Annotated in this window: 16 protein-coding genes; 11 read left to right on the top strand and 5 right to left on the bottom strand. The window is 65.7% G+C overall.

Going from position 1 to position 20906, the window contains the following annotated elements:
• The first annotated feature begins 32 nt into the window (after positions 1 to 32).
• The 3 genes from QFZ36_RS01300 to rpsA all read left to right on the top strand — a co-directional run bounded on the left by QFZ36_RS01300 (position 33) and on the right by rpsA (position 3601).
• On the top strand, positions 33 to 1322 hold the full coding sequence (locus QFZ36_RS01300; RefSeq protein ID WP_373427063.1) for a GNAT family N-acetyltransferase: 1290 nt from the start codon (positions 33 to 35) through the stop codon (positions 1320 to 1322).
• A gap of 151 nt (positions 1323 to 1473) precedes the next feature.
• Complete coding sequence (locus QFZ36_RS01305; RefSeq protein ID WP_306633289.1) at positions 1474 to 1896, top strand: DUF6098 family protein; 423 nt, start codon at positions 1474 to 1476, stop codon at positions 1894 to 1896.
• Between the two features lie 226 nt (positions 1897 to 2122).
• Positions 2123 to 3601 (top strand): 30S ribosomal protein S1, encoded by a 1479-nt coding sequence (gene rpsA / locus QFZ36_RS01310; RefSeq protein WP_013600871.1) that lies wholly within the window; start codon positions 2123 to 2125, stop codon positions 3599 to 3601.
• Positions 3602 to 3728: 127 nt separating this feature from the next.
• Here the strand turns inward: rpsA and QFZ36_RS01315 are convergent, their stop codons facing one another.
• Positions 3729 to 4241, bottom strand: coding sequence for a GNAT family N-acetyltransferase (locus tag QFZ36_RS01315; protein WP_306633292.1), 513 nt, complete (start codon positions 4239 to 4241; stop codon positions 3729 to 3731).
• Positions 4225 to 4914 (bottom strand): IMPACT family protein, encoded by a 690-nt coding sequence (locus tag QFZ36_RS01320; RefSeq protein ID WP_306633295.1) that lies wholly within the window; start codon positions 4912 to 4914, stop codon positions 4225 to 4227. The genes QFZ36_RS01315 and QFZ36_RS01320 overlap by 17 nt, the downstream gene beginning before the upstream one ends.
• Before the next feature lie 274 nt (positions 4915 to 5188).
• Between QFZ36_RS01320 and coaE the strand changes: the two genes are divergently transcribed.
• The 4 genes from coaE to QFZ36_RS01340 all read left to right on the top strand — a co-directional run bounded on the left by coaE (position 5189) and on the right by QFZ36_RS01340 (position 11314).
• Positions 5189 to 6409 (top strand): dephospho-CoA kinase, encoded by a 1221-nt coding sequence (coaE, locus tag QFZ36_RS01325; protein ID WP_306633297.1) that lies wholly within the window; start codon positions 5189 to 5191, stop codon positions 6407 to 6409.
• A gap of 120 nt (positions 6410 to 6529) precedes the next feature.
• Positions 6530 to 8626, top strand: coding sequence for an excinuclease ABC subunit UvrB (uvrB, locus tag QFZ36_RS01330; protein WP_306633299.1), 2097 nt, complete (start codon positions 6530 to 6532; stop codon positions 8624 to 8626).
• 203 nt (positions 8627 to 8829) lie between these two features.
• A complete protein-coding gene (locus QFZ36_RS01335; protein WP_306633301.1) occupies positions 8830 to 9858 on the top strand; it encodes a TerC family protein in 1029 nt (342 codons plus the stop codon).
• A 109-nt stretch (positions 9859 to 9967) separates the two neighbouring features.
• Complete coding sequence (locus QFZ36_RS01340; RefSeq protein ID WP_306633303.1) at positions 9968 to 11314, top strand: MFS transporter; 1347 nt, start codon at positions 9968 to 9970, stop codon at positions 11312 to 11314.
• A gap of 20 nt (positions 11315 to 11334) precedes the next feature.
• On the opposite strand, the gene QFZ36_RS01345 is transcribed toward QFZ36_RS01340, so the two are convergent.
• The 3 genes from QFZ36_RS01345 to QFZ36_RS01355 all read right to left on the bottom strand — a co-directional run bounded on the left by QFZ36_RS01345 (position 11335) and on the right by QFZ36_RS01355 (position 15838).
• Positions 11335 to 12696, bottom strand: coding sequence for an alpha/beta fold hydrolase (locus QFZ36_RS01345; protein WP_306633305.1), 1362 nt, complete (start codon positions 12694 to 12696; stop codon positions 11335 to 11337).
• 5 nt (positions 12697 to 12701) lie between these two features.
• Positions 12702 to 13202, bottom strand: a complete 501-nt coding sequence (locus tag QFZ36_RS01350) for a GNAT family N-acetyltransferase (RefSeq protein WP_306633307.1) — start codon at positions 13200 to 13202, stop codon at positions 12702 to 12704.
• Between the two features lie 89 nt (positions 13203 to 13291).
• Positions 13292 to 15838 carry a DEAD/DEAH box helicase gene (locus QFZ36_RS01355; RefSeq protein WP_306633309.1) on the bottom strand — a complete coding sequence of 849 codons (2547 nt, stop codon included), beginning with the start codon at positions 15836 to 15838 and terminating at the stop codon, positions 13292 to 13294.
• 94 nt (positions 15839 to 15932) lie between these two features.
• Here QFZ36_RS01355 and QFZ36_RS01360 point away from each other — a divergent pair, with 94 nt between their 5' ends.
• From QFZ36_RS01360 to QFZ36_RS01375, 4 genes are all read left to right on the top strand, one after another.
• Entirely contained in the window at positions 15933 to 16709 is a 777-nt protein-coding gene (locus QFZ36_RS01360) for a trans-aconitate 2-methyltransferase (protein WP_306633310.1), read from the top strand.
• Positions 16710 to 16860: 151 nt separating this feature from the next.
• Positions 16861 to 18684, top strand: coding sequence for an ABC transporter ATP-binding protein (locus tag QFZ36_RS01365; protein ID WP_307276262.1), 1824 nt, complete (start codon positions 16861 to 16863; stop codon positions 18682 to 18684).
• Between the two features lie 86 nt (positions 18685 to 18770).
• Positions 18771 to 20492 carry an ABC transporter ATP-binding protein gene (locus tag QFZ36_RS01370; RefSeq protein ID WP_306633314.1) on the top strand — a complete coding sequence of 574 codons (1722 nt, stop codon included), beginning with the start codon at positions 18771 to 18773 and terminating at the stop codon, positions 20490 to 20492.
• Positions 20489 to 20869, top strand: coding sequence for a GntR family transcriptional regulator (locus QFZ36_RS01375; protein WP_306633316.1), 381 nt, complete (start codon positions 20489 to 20491; stop codon positions 20867 to 20869). The genes QFZ36_RS01370 and QFZ36_RS01375 overlap by 4 nt, the downstream gene beginning before the upstream one ends.
• The last annotated feature ends 37 nt before the right edge of the window (positions 20870 to 20906 follow it).

Raw genomic sequence — 20906 nt, forward strand, 5'->3', positions numbered from 1 at the left:
ACTTATTGGCTAGGCTCGGACGGGTGGCTGAACTGAGCGGTAACTATGAGATCCGGCGATTCCCTGCGGTGTCCGAAGGCAAGGACGGCTATGCGGAAGCGGCCGCCTGGGCCCGGGCCGTGGCCTTCGGGTTCCACGAGTCCACCCGGACACCGGAACACGTGGCAAGGTCCATGGCCACCTACGAAATTGACGGCCGGATGTTGACCGGCGCCTACCAGACGGGACAGGTGGCACCGTCCTCGTTGCCGGCCGACGTTCCGGTGGCGACCTTTGCCACCTTCCGGAAGAGCCTCAATATCGGTTTCGGCCGGACCCTTGAAAGCCAGCTGGTCACGGCCGTGACAGTCCGCACTTCGCACCGCCGGCGCGGCCTCCTGCGCCGGCTGATGAGCGAGGACCTGCGCCTGGCCCGGGAGGACGGCGTCGCGATGGCGGCCCTCACCGCCTCCGAAGGAACCATTTACGGCCGTTTCGGGTACGGTGTGGCCAGCTTCGAGCGCAAGGTCGCCGTGGACACCACGGCGCGGTTCAGCCTCCGGCACCAGCCTGCGGGCAGTGTCGAGATCGCAGACCCGAAGGTCCTGCTGCAGGTGGCCCCTGAGGTTTTTGACCGCGTGCACCGGCTCACGCCGGGTTCGATCAGCCGGCAGGAGTGGTACCGGCAGCTGGCATCGGGGTCGCTTGGCCGGGACGGCAAGGAGGACGCGGCCATTAAGGTGGCCCTCCACTATTCAAAAGATGGAACAGTGGACGGTTACGTCTCCTACAAGTTCCTGGGATGGGACACGGAGCCCTACACGGTGGAAGTGGTTGACCTGGTGGCGGCAGGAAACAGCGCGTACCTGGAGCTGTGGCAGTTCCTCGCTGCCATCGATCTCGTGGAGCGCGTCTCCTGGGCTGAGGCGCCGCTTGACGATCCACTGGCATGGGCCCTCACTGACCCCCGCTGCATCGCTTCCTCGGACAGCCGGGATATGCTGTGGCTCCGCATTCTCGACGTCCCCAAGGCGCTGGAGGCCAGGCACTACCCGGCGGACGGCCGGCTGGTCCTCGAAGTCCACGACCCCCTCGGCCTCACTGCAGGAACTTTCGCCCTTGATGTCGACGGCGGCCAGGCCGTCGTCGAACGCCTCCCGGAAGGTGCCAGGGCAGATTTGTCCCTGGACGTTTCGGCCCTGTCCTCGATCTACCTGGGCGCCGTTTGTCCGGTCACCCTGACGGCTGCGGGACGGGTCGGGGAGAACACTCTAGGCTCATCGCTGAAGGCCCGGCACCTGTTCGCCGTCGAAAGATCGACGCACTGCCTCACCCACTTCTGACCGCCGCCGCTGCTGCTTTCCTTGGGTTTCCATGAGCCCCTGACACTTCCCGGGCAGCCGGGTACGCTGAATATGTCGTGAAGCCGACCGCGCACTTCATCCAGGCCGTTGTTTACCCGATGGCTTGATCATTTCGTTTGAGGAGGCAGCGATGCCCGATGAAGCGGATGAAGGTGTTATCGGCACACTGCGCGAACTCGAAGACATTGTCCGGGGAGAGGAACGCGTTTATGTCCGCTACTCCCGGGGGTATGAGGCAGACGCGGGCTCCGGAAGTACCGACACCGAAAGCGGACTGACACTGCCAGGTCTCTCGGTCAACCCGTTAACACCCGAAGAGTGGTGGACGAGGCCGTTGAGGGACTGGCTGGCCCGGCAGATCTGCCAGTACCTGCATCTGGGCAGGAGACAGGACCGGCACGCCTGGATCCTCACCGGGAAGTGCGTGGGCCGGGGACCGGACTGCGAGCCGCTGCTGGCCGACATTCACCCGCTTGGCCGGCTCACGAACGGGCTGCTGGAGGAAGCGGAACGGGTTTACGAGGAACGGTTTAACGCACGGCAGGGCCCGTGACGCGGCCGGCGGACCATGGGCCCTGCCGCCGAACGGCCGCTTTGACCCATGTTGGGCGCAGCGACTAGAATAAACGGGCGTGTGTTACGTGTGCGCAGCTTTGGTTCGCATTTGAACGCCACGCAATCAGGATGACCCGGCAATCCGCCGCGCTCCGCCTCCAGGTCAGTGCCCGGAAGTGGTGGTCACCTGACCGACTAACTATCCACAACGGAGCCCCTACTACATGACCATCACCTCCACCGAGAAGCCCGGTACCCCCGTAGTCGCGATTAACGACATCGGTACCGCTGAGGACTTCCTCGCAGCAGTCGACGCGACCATCAAGTACTTCAACGACGGAGACCTCGTCGAGGGTACCGTCGTCAAGGTCGACCGCGATGAAGTTCTGCTCGACATCGGTTACAAGACCGAAGGTGTCATCCCCTCCCGCGAGCTTTCCATCAAGCACGACGTTGATCCCGGAGACGTTGTCTCCGTTGGCGATCAGGTCGAAGCCCTGGTGCTCACCAAGGAAGACAAAGAAGGCCGCCTGATCCTCTCCAAGAAGCGCGCTCAGTACGAGCGTGCCTGGGGCGACATCGAGAAGGTCAAGGAAGAAGACGGTGTTGTCACCGGTACCGTCATCGAGGTCGTCAAGGGTGGTCTTATCCTCGACATCGGCCTGCGCGGCTTCCTGCCCGCATCCCTCGTCGAGATGCGCCGTGTGCGCGACCTGGCTCCGTACATCGGCCAGCAGATCGAAGCCAAGATCATCGAGCTGGACAAGAACCGCAACAACGTGGTCCTGTCCCGCCGCGCATGGCTCGAGCAGACCCAGTCCGAGGTCCGCTCCACGTTCCTCAACAAGCTGGAAAAGGGCCAGGTCCGTCCCGGCGTCGTTTCCTCCATCGTCAACTTCGGTGCCTTCGTGGACCTGGGCGGCGTAGACGGCCTGGTTCACGTTTCCGAGCTGTCCTGGAAGCACATCGACCACCCGTCCGAGGTTGTTGAAGTTGGCCAGGAAGTCACCGTCGAGGTTCTCGAGGTGGACCTGGACCGCGAGCGCGTCTCCCTGTCGCTCAAGGCTACGCAGGAAGATCCGTGGCAGACCTTCGCCCGCACCCACGCCCTCGGCCAGGTTGTTCCGGGTAAGGTCACCAAGCTCGTTCCGTTCGGTGCGTTTGTCCGCGTCGAAGACGGCATCGAAGGCCTGGTCCACATCTCCGAGCTGGCAGTCCGCCACGTGGAGCTGGCCGAGCAGGTTGTCTCCGTTGGCGACGAGCTGTTCGTCAAGGTCATCGACATCGACCTCGAACGCCGCCGCATCTCGCTGTCCCTCAAGCAGGCCAACGAGGGCGTCGACGCCGACAGCACCGAATTCGATCCGGCTCTGTACGGCATGGCCGCAGAGTACGACGAAGAGGGCAACTACAAGTACCCCGAGGGCTTCGATCCCGAGTCCAACGAGTGGCTTGAAGGCTACGAGAACCAGCGCGCCGCCTGGGAGCAGCAGTACGCTGACGCCCAGACCCGTTGGGAAGCCCACAAGAAGCAGGTTGCCCAGCACGCTGCCGACGACGCTGCAGCTGCAACGTCCGGTGACAGCGATTCCGGCACCACCAGCTACTCCTCGGAGCCGGCTGCTGAGTCCAACGCCGGTGCAGGCACGCTTGCATCCGACGAGGCTCTTGCTGCTCTGCGCGAGAAGCTGACCGGCAACTAATTGCCGCCGGCCCTTTCCGGGCCACCGCAACGGACCCTCTGCCCCCCGGCAGGGGGTCCGTTGTGTTTAACACCCAGGTGAACGGCAGTTCAAGCCTCAAAAAAGGCGCGTTTCGGTGCTTTAGCTGCTAGTTCGTTGCGAGGTCGACGACGGCGTGTACCGTTCCGTCGTCGTCGGGCGTGAGCACGGCGCCGGCGGAGGCAAGAAGCCGCTGTGCACCGACGTTTCCGGCAAGGGTGCGGGCGGTCACCCGGAACATACCGGCTTCGCGCGCCTCGGCCAGGACCAGGCGCAGCGCGGCGCTTCCGATGCCACGGGACCGGAAGCTCCTGCCCAGCCAGAGGCCCGTCTCCGCCACTTCCCGGCCGTTGCCGGCATCGACGCGCTTGAGCCGGATGGACCCCGCGAGAATGCCATCGGCGCGGATTGCCCAGGTTTTCTCACCGGCTTCCCCGTCCAGGCCATCAGAGGCAGCACGGTGATAGCCGAAGAACCAGGCGGTCCGCTCCAGGTTCCAGCCTGGACCGCCCAGCGGGGGAGCCACCTCGTCCGGGGAAGCGTCACGCTTTGCCAGTTCGAGGAGTTGATCCAGCACGGTTTCATCCACGTCCGCCAGGGACACCTCAGGAGGGTGCGACATCCACCCATTCCGTTCCTTCGGGCGCCAGGTGCGCGTTGCCTGCGGTCAGCACCTGCAGGCGTTCCGCGGCGCCGGCGATAGCCGCAGCCTGGTCCGGTACGGCCACGCGGAGGACCGTATGCCGGGCGGCGTAGCTTGTTTCGGCCATGACGAAGCCCGCGGCCCGGAGGTCGTTTTCCAGCCTGCCGGCAGCAGCGTGCGGCACTTCGGCGGCGCAGATGCGCAGCCGGCTCCGGCGCACCATCGGCGCCAGGGCCAGCGCTGAGGATACGGACTCGGAGTACGCGCGGACCAGTCCGCCCGCTCCCAGCAGGACCCCGCCGAAGTAGCGTACGACGACGGCACTGACGTCGCTGAGGTCGGCCACCCCGGGCGCTGTTTCCCTTTTGGCGAGGGCTTCAAGCATGGGGATTCCCGCTGTTCCTGACGGTTCGCCGTCGTCACTGGAGCGCTGGATGTCCCGGTCCGGGCCGATGATGAAGGCTGAACAGTGGTGCCGGGCGTCATGGAATTCGCGGCGGAGGCCGGCTACCAGGTCCCGGGCCTCGTCTTCGGTGCCCGCCCGGCGCAGGACTGTGATGAACCTGGACCGCTTGATCTCGATCTCGTGGCGGAAATCCGGTCCGGGCGCCAGCGTCGTGTAGCTGGCAGTCCGGCTCTCTTGCTGTTGCACGCGCCCAAGTCTAGTTGTGATGGGTTGGCCACGCCGCGAGGGTTCCCTGGGTGGAGCGCAGCGAGGTCAGGGCAGCAGTGGATGGGCCCACGCCGCGAGGGTTCCCTGGGTGGAGCGCAGCGAGCTCAGGGCAGCGGTGGATGGGCCCACGCCGCGAGGGTTCCCTGGGTGGAGCGCAGCGAGGTCAGGGCAGCGGTGGATGGGCCTACGCCGCGAGGGTTCCCTGGGTGGAGCGCAGCGAGGTCAGGGTAGCGGTGGGGATTAGGGTGGTGGAGTGCTGAAAATTGGTCTAACGGGCGGCATCGCCTCTGGAAAGTCAGTGGTTGCCGCGCGGTTGAAGGAGCGCGGAGCAGTGCTGGTGGACGCTGATGCGCTGGCACGGGAAGTAGTGGAACCGGGAACTGAGGGGCTGAAGCGGATCGCCGCGGAGTTCGGGGACGGGGTGCTTGCCCGCGACGGCCGCCTGGACCGGCCGAAGCTGGGCGCTTTGGTGTTCGGAAACCCTGAACGCCTCGCGGTCCTGAACGGGATCGTCCACCCGCTGGTACGTGCCCGCGCCGCCGCCCTGGTGGCGGCAGCACACGATGACGCTGTAGTAGTGCAGGACATTCCACTCCTCGTGGAAACCGGGCAGGGCAGCGACTTCCACCTCGTCGTGGTGGTGGACGCGCCGGAGGACATCAGGCTCCAGCGGATGTTGGAGCACCGGGGCATGACCGAGGACGCCGCACGTTCCCGGATGGCTGCCCAGGCCATGCGGGAGGACCGGCTGGCCGCGGCCGACGTAGTCCTGGACAACTCCGGCACTGTGCAGGACTTGCTGGACCAGGTGGACCGGCTCTGGGATCACCGGCTGCTGCCCTTCACGCGGAACCTTGCGGCAGGAACGCGCGCCGAAAGGAACCGCGGACCCGTGCTGGTACCCGCGGACCCGCTGTGGCCGCAGCAGGCAGAACGGCTGATGAACAGGATTGCCAAGGCACTGCCTGCCGAGCATCGGGACGCACTGCGGCTGGACCACATCGGGTCCACCGCAGTCCCCGGGCTCGACGCCAAGGACATCATCGACCTGCAGCTCACGGTCCCTGACCTTGATGTTGCAGACGCCCTCGCCCCCGCGCTGGCCGCCGCCGGGTTCCCCGTGGTTCCCGGAATCCATTCCGATACCCCCCATCCCGGACATCACGGCCGGGAAGACTGGCAGAAACGCTTCCACGCCAACGCCGACCCGGCGCGGGACGTCAACCTGCACGTCAGGGCCGCGGGTTCCGCCGGCTGGCGCTTTGCCTTGTGCTTCCGCGACTGGCTCCGCGCCGACCCCGCAGCCGCGGCGGAATACCTGGCCTTGAAACGCCGGCTGGCCGCCGTCCACTCCACCGATGGATCCATGGCCGGTTATGCCGATGCCAAGGAGGACTGGTTCACGGCCGCCGCAGCACCCCTGGAACGGTGGGCCGAACGCTCCGGCTGGCAGGCGCCGTCGTCCGTATCCTGACAGGTTGCCGCCCACTCTCCCTGCATGCCGCCCGCCGGACGCTTCCCTGAAGCAGTCCTGCTTGTTCGCCCGTAACGGACTGGCCCTGCTGGTGTCGGTGCCCGGTTGTAGATTAGACCCATGAGTCTTGCGCAGGAGATCAATCGGGTTGTGGCACCGTTCGAGGTGATCAGCGAGTTCAAGCCGGCAGGTGACCAGCCCGCCGCCATCGCGGAACTGACGGAGCGCATCAAAAACGGTGAAAAGGACGTGGTGCTGCTCGGCGCCACCGGTACCGGCAAAAGTGCCACCACAGCCTGGCTGATCGAGCAGGTCCAGCGGCCCACCCTGGTGATGGTGCAGAACAAAACCCTCGCCGCGCAGCTGGCCAACGAATTCCGGGAGCTGCTGCCGAACAACGCGGTGGAGTACTTCGTCTCCTACTACGACTACTACCAGCCGGAAGCCTATGTGCCGCAGACGGACACCTTCATCGAGAAGGACTCGTCGATCAACGAGGAAGTGGAGCGGCTGCGCCACTCCGCCACCAACGCCCTCCTGACGCGCCGCGATGTCATCGTGGTGGCCACCGTGTCCTGCATCTACGGCCTGGGCACACCCGAAGAGTACATCGCCGGCATGGTCACTCTCCGCAAGGGGCAGGAAATGAACCGGGACGCGCTGCTGCGCAAGTTCGTTTCCATGCAGTACACCCGCAACGACATGGACTTCCACCGCGGTACCTTCCGGGTCCGGGGCGATACGGTCGAGATCATCCCCATGTACGAGGAACTGGCCCTGCGGATCGAATTCTTCGGGGACGAAGTGGAGAACATCTACACCCTTCATCCGCTCACCGGCGAGGTCATCCGGGAAGAAACCGAGATGTACGTCTTCCCCGCCTCGCACTACGTGGCCGGACCGGAGCGGATGACCCGCGCCATCAAATCCATCGAGGATGAACTCGCCACCCGGCTCGCCGCACTGGAGGGCCAGAACAAGCTTGTGGAGGCGCAGCGCCTGCGGATGCGCACCACCTACGACCTCGAGATGATGCAGCAGATGGGCTTCTGCAACGGCATCGAGAACTATTCGCGGCACATCGATGGCCGCGGCACCGGCACGGCCCCGCACTGCCTCATCGACTACTTCCCGGACGACTTCCTGCTGGTGGTGGACGAATCCCACGTGACCATTCCGCAGATCGGGGCGATGTACGAAGGGGATATGTCCCGCAAGCGCACCCTGGTGGACCACGGTTTTCGACTTCCGTCCGCCATGGACAACCGGCCGCTGAAGTGGGATGAGTTCCTGGAACGGATCGGGCAGACGGTTTACCTCTCCGCGACCCCCGGCAAGTACGAGCTGGGCAAGGCCGACGGTTTCGTCCAGCAGATCATCCGCCCCACCGGCCTGATCGACCCTGAGGTCGTCGTCAAACCCACCAAGGGCCAGATCGACGACCTCCTGGGCGAAATCAGGACCCGGGTGGAAAAGGACGAGCGCGTTCTGGTCACCACCCTGACCAAGCGCATGGCGGAGGACCTCACGGACTACCTGCTGGGCCACGGCGTCAAGGTGGAGTACCTGCACTCCGACGTGGACACCCTGCGGCGGGTTGAACTGCTCCGTGAACTGCGGATGGGCAGCTTCGACGTTCTGGTGGGCATCAACCTCCTCCGTGAAGGCCTTGACCTGCCGGAAGTCTCCCTCGTCAGCATCCTGGACGCGGACAAGGAAGGCTTCCTGCGCTCCTCCACCTCCCTGATCCAGACCATCGGGCGTGCCGCCCGCAACGTGTCCGGCCAGGTCCACATGTACGCCGACCGAATTACCGATTCCATGGCCCACGCCATCGACGAGACCAACCGGCGCCGCGCCATCCAGGTGGCCTACAACACGGAGAAGGGCATCGACCCGCAGCCCCTGCGGAAGAAGATCGCGGACATCACCGACCAACTGGCCAAGGAAGACGCCGACACCCAGGAACTGCTCAGCAACAACCGCCTGGCCAAGGGCGGCAAGCGGAAGGCGGCAGCCAAGGGCGCCGCTCAAGTGCGTTCGGACGGTCTCGCCGCAGCTCCGGCCGAGGACCTGGTGGGACTCATCGAGCAGCTGACCGAGCAGATGCACGGGGCGGCAGCGGAGCTCCAGTTCGAGGTGGCCGCGCGGATCAGGGACGAAGTCAGCGAGCTGAAGAAGGAACTGCGCCAGATGCAGGCGGCCGGGCACGCCTGACGCACACACACTCGCTGAAGCGGTCCGGCATCCTCCTGGGGTACAGTTAACGTCACGTAGGGGAGTATCCCAAGCGCTACGATCGTCAACACGCAGGGCATGGTTGCCCCGCCGGGCGTAGCGGGCCGCCACATCAGCACCAAGTGCACAGGCAGGCCGGAGAGACTTACACCGCATCTCTGTACCCTGCGAAAGGCTACCCTGTGCTCGAATTGCCGCTGTGGTTCGAGGTCGGCACTTTTGTCGTCCTTGGCCTGATTATCCTCGCCGACCTGCTTATGGTGGTCCGGCGCCCCCACGAACCCTCCATGAAGGAAGCCGGACTGTGGGTGGCGTTCTACGTCACCCTGGCCCTGGTGTTCGCCGGCGCGATGTTTGCTTTCACCGGACCGGAACACGGCGGACAGTTCGTCGCCGGCTGGGTCACCGAATACAGCCTCAGCATCGACAACCTGTTTGTCTTCATCATCATCATGGCCAGGTTCTCCGTGCCACGGAAATACCAGCAGGAAGTGCTGATGGTGGGCATCATCATCGCCCTGATCCTGCGCGGCATCTTCATCCTGCTCGGCGCCATCGTGATCGAACAGTTCAGCTGGGTGTTCTACATCTTCGGCGCCTTCCTGCTGTGGACCGCCTGGAAGCAGGCACAGGATGAAGGCGAAGACGAAGAGGACCGGGAAAACCCGCTCATCGCGAAGATCCGCAAAGTCATTCCGATGTCGGAGAAATACGACGGCGGCAAGCTCCGCACCGTGGTGAACGGCAAGAAGGTCTTCACTCCGATGGTCATCGTGTTCATCACCATCGGCATGACCGACCTGCTGTTCGCCGTCGACTCCATCCCCGCCATCTTCGGACTCACCCAGAGCCCGTTCATTGTGTTCACCGCAAACCTCTTCGCCCTGATGGGTCTGCGCCAGCTGTACTTCCTGCTGGGCGGCCTCATGAACCGCCTGATCTACCTGAAGCACGCACTGTCCGTCATCCTGGCGTTCATCGGCATCAAGCTGGTCCTGCACGCGATGCACGTGAACGAACTGCCGTTCATCAACGGTGGCCGGCACATCGAATGGGCTCCCGAGATTCCCACCTTCGTCTCCCTGGCAGTCATCGTTGGCACCATCCTGGTTGCAGTGGTGGCCAGCCTGGTCAGCTCCAAGGCCAAGGAAGCCCGCATGGATCCCCGGCTCGAGGAAGACGCCCGGAAGACCCACAGCGACGTCGACTAGTACATTTCCGCTTCTGCTGAACACGTAATCCCGGCCGCCCTTCGCGGCCGGGATTACCTGCTTAAAACCCGCCCTGCAGGACGGCTGCGCCGAGGACTATGCTCGGAGCATGGCCGGCACTTTGATGACGGAAACCGGAGTGCGCCAGGTGCAGCGGCGCACCGTGGTGCTGTTGAGTGCAGCCCAGGTGTTTGGCGGCATCGGGACCGGGGCGACGGTTTCCATCGGTTCCATCCTGGCCGTGGAGCTCTCCGGTTCCAGCGCCTGGGCGGGCACGGTGGCCACGGTGATGACCCTCGGCGCCGCACTGGCCGCCCTGCCCCTTGCTTCGCTGGCTGACCGGCGGGGACGCCGCGTTGGCCAGGTGGCGGGACTCTCGGCTGCCGTGGCGGGTGCCCTGCTGATGGTTCTGGCGGTGGTCACCGGCCTGTTTGTCCTGCTCGTCCTGGGCGCGGCCGGCATCGGGCTCGGCACCGCTGCGAGCCTGCAGGCGCGCTTCGCCGCGGTGGACCTTGCCGACGCCGAACACCGCGGCAGGGCACTGTCCGCCGTTGTGTGGGCTGTAACAGTCGGGGCGGTGACCGGCCCCAACCTGATCCAGCCCGGGGCGGTAGTGGGCCAGGCACTTGGCCTCCCGCCGGTCGCGGGTCCCTTTGTGATCTCCGGGGCGGGACTCCTGCTCGCCGTCGTCCTGCTGTTTGTTGGCCTCCGGCCAGACCCGCTGCTGCTGGCGCGGGAACTTGCAGCCGGGCGGGCGGCGGATCAGTCCAGCAGCCAGCCCGTTCATGAACCCGCTGCCCTGCAAGCCCGGGTCCCCGGGTCACTCCTCCGCGGGATGCGGGCCATCCGCGGGTCCCGCGGAGCCCTGTTGGCGCTGGCCGCGGTGGTAGGAGCCCACGGGGTGATGGTGGGCGTCATGTCCATGACGCCGCTGCACCTGCAGGAACTGGTGGCCGGGCCGGTCCACGCCGGCCATGCTGCCAGCGGCGACGTCCTGGTGATCATCGGCTTCACCATTTCCCTGCACATCGCCGGGATGTTCGCGTTGTCACCGGTGATGGGCTGGCTGACAGACAAGGTGGGCAGGACGGAAACCGTCATCATCGGCTTCGCCATTATGATCGCGGCCGTCGCCGTTGCCGGATTCGGCCAGGCGTCCACCGTCGCCGTGGCGGTGGGGCTGGTCCTGCTGGGCATTGGTTGGTCCGCGTCCACCATTTCCGGCTCCACCCTCCTTGCCGAGAGCGTTGCCCAGGAATCCCGTGTGGTGGCCCAGGGTGTTTCGGACATGCTGATGGGCGCTGCCGGCGCACTGGGCGGTGCGACGTCCGGGCTGGTCCTTAGCCAGTCCGGCTACCTGGGGCTGAACATGGCGGGCGCCGTGGTGGGAGTGGCGGTGCTGGCCGCCGCCATAGTGATGCGGGTGGCACAGTCCGGGAAGTCAGCGGCTCCCTAAATTGCCGGAGCGGCCGCAGCTTAGCTCCGGACCCCGCGCGTCATTCCCAGCAGGCGGTTGAAGATCCCTTCGCCGTCGTCGGCGATCCCGTCATGGTGGAAGTCCGGGGTTTCCCAGACCTGCAGCCCGCGGACCGCCGCGGCCGTCTCCAGGGACAGATCGCGGTCCACATAGATGTCGTCCGAGTAGACGGCGGCCGCGACCGGCACGGTGTTGGCGGCAAGGCGCCCCGCATCGTAGAGCGGCTTCCAGTCCGGCTTGGCCGCCAGCAGTCCGGCAACTTCGCGGAGCGGCCGCAGGGCAGGGTCCTGGTCGAAGTACCACGGATACACCATTTCGCCGGTGAGCAGCAGCGGGTCCGCGTCCGGCCGGAACTCCGGGAACTCGCGGAGCACCCGCCATGCGGACCAGTCTGTGGCTTCGCCCTGCCCGTAGATGGACTCATGCATCAGGGCATACAGCGGGTTGGAGCGGCGGGACACGATGCCCTGCACCTGCTCAAGGAACGAGTCCGTTAGCCGGGTGCCCTCGGAAGCGCCCGCGAACGCATCCTCCAGCAGGTAATGGAGGCTGTCCACCCTCGTGTTGCCGCCGAGGAAGGCGCCTGCCATCTGGAAGCGCTCCACGGTGAGGGGGCTGCCGTCGGGCAGGAACTCCGGTGCGGTCCGTAAATGGCGTGCGATCGTGTCAACCGAGCTCCGGTCCTCCGGGTACCAGGTGAAGTATTCGGCATTACGTGCCGCCACCCGCTTGAACGTTGCCCGGTAAACATCGTCCCCCGGGGCGTCGAGCGGTGCGAGGCCGCCGGTGATCAACGCTTCGCGCAGGCCCTCCGGAGCGAAGGAGAGGTAAGTGAGCGCGCAAAAGCCGCCGTAGCTCTGCCCGTAAATGGTCCAGGGCGGCGAACCAAGCGCAGCACGGATCAGTTCGGCGTCGGCCACGATCGAGTCCGCGCGGAAATGCTCCAGATAGGCTGCCTGCTCTGCCGCCGCCCCCCGCAGCGGGAGCGTGTTCCGGTCCAGGGGGGTGGACAGGCCGGTGCCGCGCTGGTCCAACATCAGGATGCGAAAGTCCTTGCCCGCCGCCTTGCTCCAGCCGCCCAGGGAGCCAAACCTGTTGCCGCGGCCGCCCGGGCCGCCCTGCAGGAACAGCAACCAGGGCAGCCTCGCCGCTTCTTCAGGGCTGTGGGCAGCCGAAACGTACTCGCGGGCAAAGAGGGTAATGGTTTCGGAACTGCCGGAGGCGCCGAAATGGTCCAAGGGCACCGTGAAGTAGTGCTCCACGGTCCGCAGGCCGCGGAATTTGTGCCGGGCCCTGATCTCGTGCTGGACAGTCCCGGTTCCGGAGGTCAGGCGGCCGGCGGCCACCCGTGCTTCAGGCATGTGCGTCAGCCATTGGCGGCGGCCGGAACGGCGCTGCCGAACTGCTCCAGCGCCTGGCCGGTGAGCCGGAATGTGGACCAGCCGTCCATGGGCCGGGCGCCGAGGCGCCGGTAGAAGTTGATGGACGACTCGTTCCAGTCCAGGACGCTCCACTCCACCCTTGCGTAGCCGTTTTCGACGGCGATTCCGGCCAGGTGCTGCAGCAAGGCTTTGCCGTGCCCCTCGCCGCGGGCCTCCGGGCTGACGTAGAGGTCTTCCAGGTAGATCCCGTGCACACCTTCCCAGGTGGAGTAGTTGAGGAACCACAATGCGAAGCCGCGCACTTCCCCGTTATCGTTCTCCGCCATCGCGGCGAAGACCCGCGGGTTATCGCCGAAGAGCACCTGCGCCAGCATGTCCGGGGTGTTGCGGACGGCGTCCGGTTCCTTTTCGTAGTGCGCCAGTTCGTGGATCATACGAAGGATCGCGGGGACGTCGTGCGGGGTTGCAGGGCGGATTACACTCATTGTTCGAGCTTACCGCCGCCGGCGGGCCTGCGCAGGCAGCAGCGCGCAGGCCAACGCTACAGGCGAACGCTGCAGGCCAGAGCCGGCGGTCAGAGCCGATTAACGTCCGTGACCCGGAGTACGGCCGTCCCGGATTCGTTGGACGCGTCCAGGTCCACCTCCGCGGAAATACCCCAGTCGTGGTTCCCGGCGGGGTCGTCAAAGATCTGCCGGACCTTCCACACCCCGGGTTCCTCCGCGATCATGAGCAGCCCCGGCCCGCGGGCATCCGGGCCGGTGCCGATGTCGTTGTGCTCGTCAAAGTAGTCGTCGAGGGCGTCCTCCCAGCGGCCGGCGTCCCAGCCGGCGGCGCTGTCCAGTTCACCCAGGGCCTCCGCGTCCTCGTCCGCGAACAGCTCCACGCGGCGGAACATCTCGTTGCGCACCATCACGCGGAAGGCGCGGATATTGGACGTGAGTGACGGCGGGGGAGGCGGCGGCGCGTCGTGTGGGGTTGGTGCCGCGCCGGAGGTTAGTTCCTCCCACTCGTCCAGCAGGCTGGAGTCAACCTGGCGGACCAGCTCGCCGAGCCAGGCATTGAGGTCTTCCAGGTCATCGCGCAGCATGTCCTGCGGGACCGTCTGCCGCAGGGCCTTGAAGGCGTCCGCGAGGTACCGCAGCACAATGCCCTCCGAGCGGGCCAGCCCGTAGAACTGCACGAACTCGCCGAAATTCATGGCCCGTTCGTACATGTCCCGCACCACGGATTTAGGCGCCAGTTCGAAGTCACCCACCCAGGGGGCCGCCTTGCGGTACACCTCAAACGCTTCGCCCAGGATGTCAGCCAGCGGCTGCGGGTACGTCACCTCTTCCAGCATGGCCATCCGCTGGTCGTACTCGATGCCGTCGGCCTTCATGGCCGCGATGGCCTCGCCGCGGGCCTTCTTTTGCTGTGCGGAGAGGATCTGGCGCGGCTTTTCGAGCGTTGCCTCGATCACGGAGACCACGTCCAGGGCGTACGACGGCGACTCCGGATCAAGGAGCTCCAGTGCGGCGAGTGCGAAGGGGGAGAGCGGCTGGTTCAGGGCGAAGTTGGGCTGAAGGTGGACAGTGAGGCGGACGGTCCGGCCGTCCGGTCCCTGCTGCTCGGGAGGGATCCGCTCCACCACTTCGGCGGCCAGCAGTTCACGGTAGATTCCCAGCGCCTTCTTCATGAGCTGGAGCTGGGAAGAACGGGTTTCGTGGTTCTCCGTCAGCAGCCGGCGGGCGGCGGCAAAGGGGTCGCCCGGACGTTCCATCAGGTTCATCAGCATGGCGTGCGTCACCGTAAAGCTTGAACTCAGCGGGTCCGGCACCGATTCCACCAGCCGTTTGAATGTTGGCTCGCCCCAGGAGACAAAACCCTCGGGCGGCTTCTTTTTGACCACCTGGCGCAGCTTCTTCTGGTCGTCACCGAACTTGGCAACGGCCTTGGCCATCGCCTTGACGTTTTCCGTCACGTGCTCGGGGGCCTGCACCACCACGGTGCCGGCGGTATCGTAGCCGGCCCGCCCGGCACGACCGGCAATCTGGTGGAACTCACGTGAGTTCAGCTGCCTGGTGCGTACGCCGTCGTACTTGCTCAAGGCGGTCAGGAGCACCGTGCGGATCGGCACATTGATGCCCACCCCCAACGTGTCCGTGCCGCAGATGACTTTGAGCAGTCCGGCCTGGGCCAGCTGTTCCACGAGGCGGCGGTACTTCGGCAGCATCCCGGCGTGGTGCACCCCAATGCCGTGCCGCACCAGCCGGTTGAGGGTCTTGCCGAAGCCGGCGGCGAACCGGAAGTTGGCGATCAGGTCCGCGATCTTGTCCTTCTCCTCGCGGGTGCACACGTTGATGCTCATCAGCGTCTGCGCGCGGTCGATCGCCTCGATCTGGCTGAAGTGCACCACGTAAACGGGCACCTGCCTGGTGGACAGCAGCTCCTCCAGCGTCTCGTGGACGGGAGTCTCGTGGTAGTAGTAATGCAGCGGGATGGGCCGTTCGGCTGAGCTCACCGTGGTGGTGGGCCGCCCGGTCAGGTCCGTCAGGCCCTTTTCGAACCTGCTCACGTCACCCAGCGTGGCCGACATCAGGAGGAACTGTGCCTGGGGGAGCTCCAGCAGGGGTACCTGCCAGGCCCAACCGCGCTGCGGGTCCGAATAGAAGTGGAACTCGTCCATGATCACGGAACCGAGGTCCGCGGCTGCCCCTTCCCGGAGGGCTGTGTTGGCCAGGATTTCGGCCGTGCAGCAGATGATGGGGGCGTCCTGGTTCACGCCGGAATCGCCGGTGATCATCCCCACGTTTTCGGCCCCGAAAATCTCGCAGAGCGCAAAGAACTTTTCCGAGACCAGCGCCTTAATAGGGGCGGTGTAGTAACTGCGCCGGCCCTGGGCCATCGCCTGGAAGTGCGCGGCGATGGCCACCAGCGACTTTCCGGAGCCTGTGGGGGTGGCGAGGATTACGTTGGCGCCGGTTGCCAGCTCCATGATCGCCTCGTCCTGCGCGGGGTACAGGTCCAGGCCGCGGCTCTCCGTCCATTCGAGGAATCGCGAGTAAAGGGCGTCGGGATCGACGGCGGACGCGGGCAGGTCCCGGGCGGAGATATCGGGCAGCTGGTCAACGAGTTTCATTGTTTTCCAGCTTAGTGCCCGGACGCGCCCGGTATCTCGCGGGCCGCGGGTTAGGCTTCGACGGTACCTGCGGCACCAGACAGTGGAGACAAGCATGAAATGGGATCCGGCAAAGTACGTGCAGTTCGGCGATTACCGGGACCGCCCGTTCTTCGACCTCACGGGCAGGGTCCACGCTGACCGGCCGGTGCAGGTGGTGGACCTGGGGTGCGGTCCGGGAAACCTCACCGCCACCCTGGTCGAGCGCTGGCCGGGGGCCGACGTCGTCGGCGTTGATTCCTCGGCCGAGATGCTCGGCAAGGCGGCGGCTGTGGCGGAGGGAACACCATCCCTGCGTTTCGAATTGATGGATATCGCCGACTGGATGCCGTCCGCCGAGGCGGATGTGGTGGTGAGCAACGCGGCACTGCAGTGGGTGCCCGGCCACCAGGACATGATGCGGAAGTGGCTGGCGGTGCTTCGGCCGGGCGCCTGGTTTGCCATGCAGGTTCCCGGAAACTTCGATGCCCCCTCCCACGCGCTGATGCGGGGGCTGGCCCAATCATCCCGCTGGGAGCCGAAGCTGCGCGGAGTGCTGCGGGGCGGGGAGTCGGTGGGCGAGCCCGCGGAGTACCTGCGGATCCTGCTCGACGCCGGATTCACGGCCGATGCGTGGGAGACCACTTACCAGCAGGTGCTGCCCGGCCCGGACCCGGTGCTGGAGTGGGTGCGGGGCACGGCGCTTCGCCCCGTCCTGGCAGTCCTGTCACCGGAAGACGGCAGAAAATTTGAAGTTGAATATGCCGCAGCGCTGCGCGAGGCCTACCCACCGACCGCCCACGGCACGGTATTCCCTTTCCGCAGAATCTTCACTGTGGGACGCAAGGGATAGCAGGGCACAACTCCATTCGTTGGACGTTCTCTACAAGTAAGTCATGTCGCATGACAGCAGATGAAAGTGATGTGCCTTACAATGGCGGAATTGGCCGGTGGGGGTCCGGCCGCCAGCTGCCCCAGCCGGCGTCCCCAACCGCAGTGGAGGTATGGTGCTGATCGCTTTGATGAGGCGGCTGCTGGAGGGCCAGAAAGCCCGGATTGCCGCCGTCGTTCTGCTGCAACTGGTCCAGGCCGCTGCCAACCTCCTGCTGCCCACCGTTAATGCCGCAATTGTCGACGACGGCATCGTGGCAGGCAACACTGCCGTCATCTCGCGCCTGGGCGTGGTGATGGCGCTGATCGCCGTCCTGCAGGCCGCGGCCGCCATAGCAGCGGGCTACCTTGCTGCCGTGGTCGCCATGAAGATCGGCCAACAGCTCCGCGGTGAAATTTTTGCCAGGATCCAGTCGCTGTCTTCGCAGGATGTTGCCGTCTTCGGAACCCAGAGCCTGACCACGCGGGCCACCAACGATACCCAGCAGATCCAGGCCTTCGCTGTGCTGGTGTTCACCATGCTGGTGGCGGGTCCGGCCATGGGGGTAGGCGGGGTGGTCCTGGCCCTGCAGCAGGACCTGGCATTGTCGTCGGTGGTGATCGTTATTGTGCCCCTGCTCCTGCTGATCATGTACCTCATTGTCCGGCGGTTGATTCCGCTTTACCGCGAAGGCCAGGAACTGCTGGACCGGGCGGGTGGCATCCTCAGGGAGCAAATCATCGGCGCCACTGTGATCCGTTCCTTTGTGCGCCAAAACCATGAAGTCCGCCGCTTCGCCCGGGTCAACAGCAGCCTCACCGCCAACAACCTCCAGTCCGCGCTCCTGGTGGCCGGCATGCTCCCGCTGGTCATGCTCGTGGTGAACATCTCCTCGGTGGCGGTGGTGTGGTTCGGCGGGCACCGGATCCAGAGCGGCCTGATGAACATCGGTGCACTGACGGCCTTCATTGCCTACATCCTGCAGATCCTGCTGGCGATCATGATGTCCATGTACGTCCTCATGACGGCGCCCCGTGCAACGGTCAGCGCGGAGCGGATCGGGGCCGTCCTGGATACTGAGCCATCCGTGCGCCAGCCGCGGAACCCCCAGTCCCTGTTCCTGGAGCCTCTTCCCCCGGCTGCGGATGCGCTGCAGCCCGTCCCGCTGCAGGATGCCGCCGCCGGGGACGCCCGGCGGCCGCAGCGGGCCCTGCCGGCGGTGCTCGAGTTTAGCGGGGTCTCCTTCTCCTATGCCGGAGCGGAGGCGCCGGTCTTCGCCGGCGTCAGCTTTACCGCACGTCCGGGCACCATGACAGCCATCGTCGGCTCGACCGGCAGCGGAAAATCGACCCTCCTCAACCTGATTCCGCGCTTCCTGGATTCCACGGCCGGGCATATCAGCCTCGGCGGGGTGGACATTAAGGACGTGTCCCTGGATAGCCTCCGGGCATCCATGGCGATTGTTCCGCAGCGGTCGCACCTCTTCACCGGGACCATCGGGGACAACCTCCGGATGGCAAAACCTGACGCAACCGACGGAGAAATTTGGGAGGCCCTTGAAACCGCCCAGACCATGCGCTTCATGCGGGACCTGCCGCTGGGGCTCGCTACGCCGCTGGGCCAGGGCGGCACCAACCTTTCCGGCGGCCAGAGGCAGCGGCTGTGTATTGCCCGGGCGCTGCTGCGCAAGGCTCCGCTGTACCTCTTTGACGACAGTTTTTCGGCGCTGGACTACGACACCGATACCAGGCTGAGGCAGGCTCTCCAGTCAACACTGGCGGCGGCCACGGTCATTGTGGTGGCGGAACGGATCTCCGCAGTTGTTGGCGCCGCGCTGATCCTGGTGCTTGACGGCGGGCGGCTGGTAGCCCAGGGAACCCACCAGGAGTTGCTGGAGACATCCCCCACCTACCGGGAAATAGCGGAATCGCAGCTGGCCCTGGACGGCCGCGGGTGACCGCGGCGCCAGCCGCCGGGACGGCGGAAAGGTTCTGGCCCACCGCCCGCCGGCTACTTGGTTTGCTCCGGCCTTTCCGGCGGCACATGCTTGGGGCAGTTGCGGCCACCTGCGCGTTCGCCGTGCTTAACGTCGCCGCACCAAAGTATCTGGGTGACGCCACGGACGTTGTGGTGGAGGGCGTCGTCCGCCAGGACCTGGACCAGGAGCGGCTCGGGGTCATCCTGGCGGCGGTAGCACTGGCTTACGTGGGGGCTTCCCTTTTCAACTGGATCCAGGGGGCACTCGCTGCCCACTCCGTACAGGGCTTAATGTACGGACTCCGGGGGTCCGTGGAGGAAAAACTGCACCGGCTGCCCGTCACATACTTCCGGGAGCGGTCCAGGGGCGACGTCCTGAGCCGTGCCACGAACGACATCGACAACATCACCCAGGCCTTGAACCAGCTCCTGACGCAACTCATCATGTCCGTGCTGATGCTGTGCGGCTCGCTGGCCATGATGTTGTGGATCTCGCCCGTGCTGGCTGCCATCGCGATTGCCACGGTCCCGTTGTCCACCTTGATCACCGTGCAGGTGGCCCGGAAATCCCAGGCGCACTTCGACAGGCAGTGGACCGAAACAGGTGAATTGAACGCGCACGTGGAGGAGTTCGTCACCGGCCATGAGGTCATCAAGGCCTTCGGGCGGCAGGCGCCCGCGGCGGACGTCTTTGCCCGGAGCAACGAGCGCCTGGCGCGCGCGGCCACCAAAGCGCAGTACTCGGCAGGCGTCGTGCAGCCGCTGATGGTCCTGATGTCCAACCTCAGCTACATCGCCGTGGCGGTGGTGGGTGCCCTCCAGGTCATCGCCGGCGCCATGACCATCGGCGGCATCCAGGCTTTTATCCAGTTCAGCAGGCTTTTTACCCAGCCCGTGGGCCAGATCGGCGGAATGCTCAACCTCATGCAGTCCTGCGCGGCGTCGGCGGCCCGCGTCTTCGCCCTGCTCGATACTGAGGAGGAGCCACCCGATGAACCGCCAGCGGACGCTGTTGTCCAGGGGCGGGGCCGCATTGAATTCCATGATGTGACGTTCGGTTATAAGGATGCCGCCCCGGCGGTGCGCAACCTCTCCTTTACGGTGGAACCGGGCGAGACGGTGGCGATCGTGGGGCACACGGGGGCCGGCAAGAGCACTGTCATCAACCTTCTCCTGCGCTTTTGCGAGCCGCATTCCGGGCGGATCACTATCGACGGAGCCGATGTTGCGGCCTTTCGCCGGGACCTCCTGCGGGCGCAGTTCGGTGTAGTGCTGCAGGACGCCTGGCTCTTCGGAGGTACTATCCGCGAAAACATCGCCTATGGAAGCCCGGGAGCGTCCGAGGCGGACATCCTGGCGGCGGCCCAGGCGAGCTACGTGGACCGCTTTGTAAGGTCGCTGCCGCATGGTTATGACACAGTGCTGGAAAACGGTGGTGACGGGCTGAGCCAGGGCCAGCGGCAGCTGATCACCATTGCCCGGGCGCAGTTGGCGGCCCGCGCCGTCCAGATCCTCGATGAGGCAACAAGTTCAGTGGATTCAAGAACGGAGCTGCTGATCCGTCACGCCATGCAGCGGTTGCGCCGCGGCCGGACCAGCTTTGTTATTGCGCACCGTTTGTCCACGGTGCGCGACGCTGATCTAATTCTGGTCATGGACCACGGACGCATTGTCGAGCAGGGCACCCACCAGGACCTCCTCGATGCCAACAGCTATTACACGCGCCTCTACAACGCCCAGTTCTCCCTGCAGGCGGGGCGCAGCGGCGTGCTCGAGGCCGGCATTTGAAAACGGCGGCCGACTTCCCGGGGGCCTGGAAGCCCAATACAGCCAGTTCGGTGCCGCTGTTCGAGCAGCTGCGGCTCCAGGTGATCCATCTGGCCGACGGCGGAAAGCTTCCGCCGGGAACCCGGCTGCCGGCCGTGCGCTCCCTTGCGGAACGGCTGGACGTCGCACCCCATACCGTAGCCAGGGCCTACAAGGAACTGGAGGCTGCCGGCGTCGTGGCCACCCGGGGACGGAACGGCACCGTCGTCTGCGCCCGCGACGAACGCCTGGGCGGGCTGTCCACCGCGGCCGCAGAGTATGCGGCGGCAGCCAAGGCACAGGGCGCATCGTTCGCCGAGGCTGTGCAGCTGCTGGCCGCAGCTTACGACGGCTCCTGAGAGCCCCCGCGTGGGTGTTCGAAGAAATTTTCGATTA

The sequence above is a fragment of the Pseudarthrobacter siccitolerans genome (assembly GCF_030823375.1).
Lineage (GTDB): Bacteria > Actinomycetota > Actinomycetes > Actinomycetales > Micrococcaceae > Arthrobacter > Arthrobacter siccitolerans_A.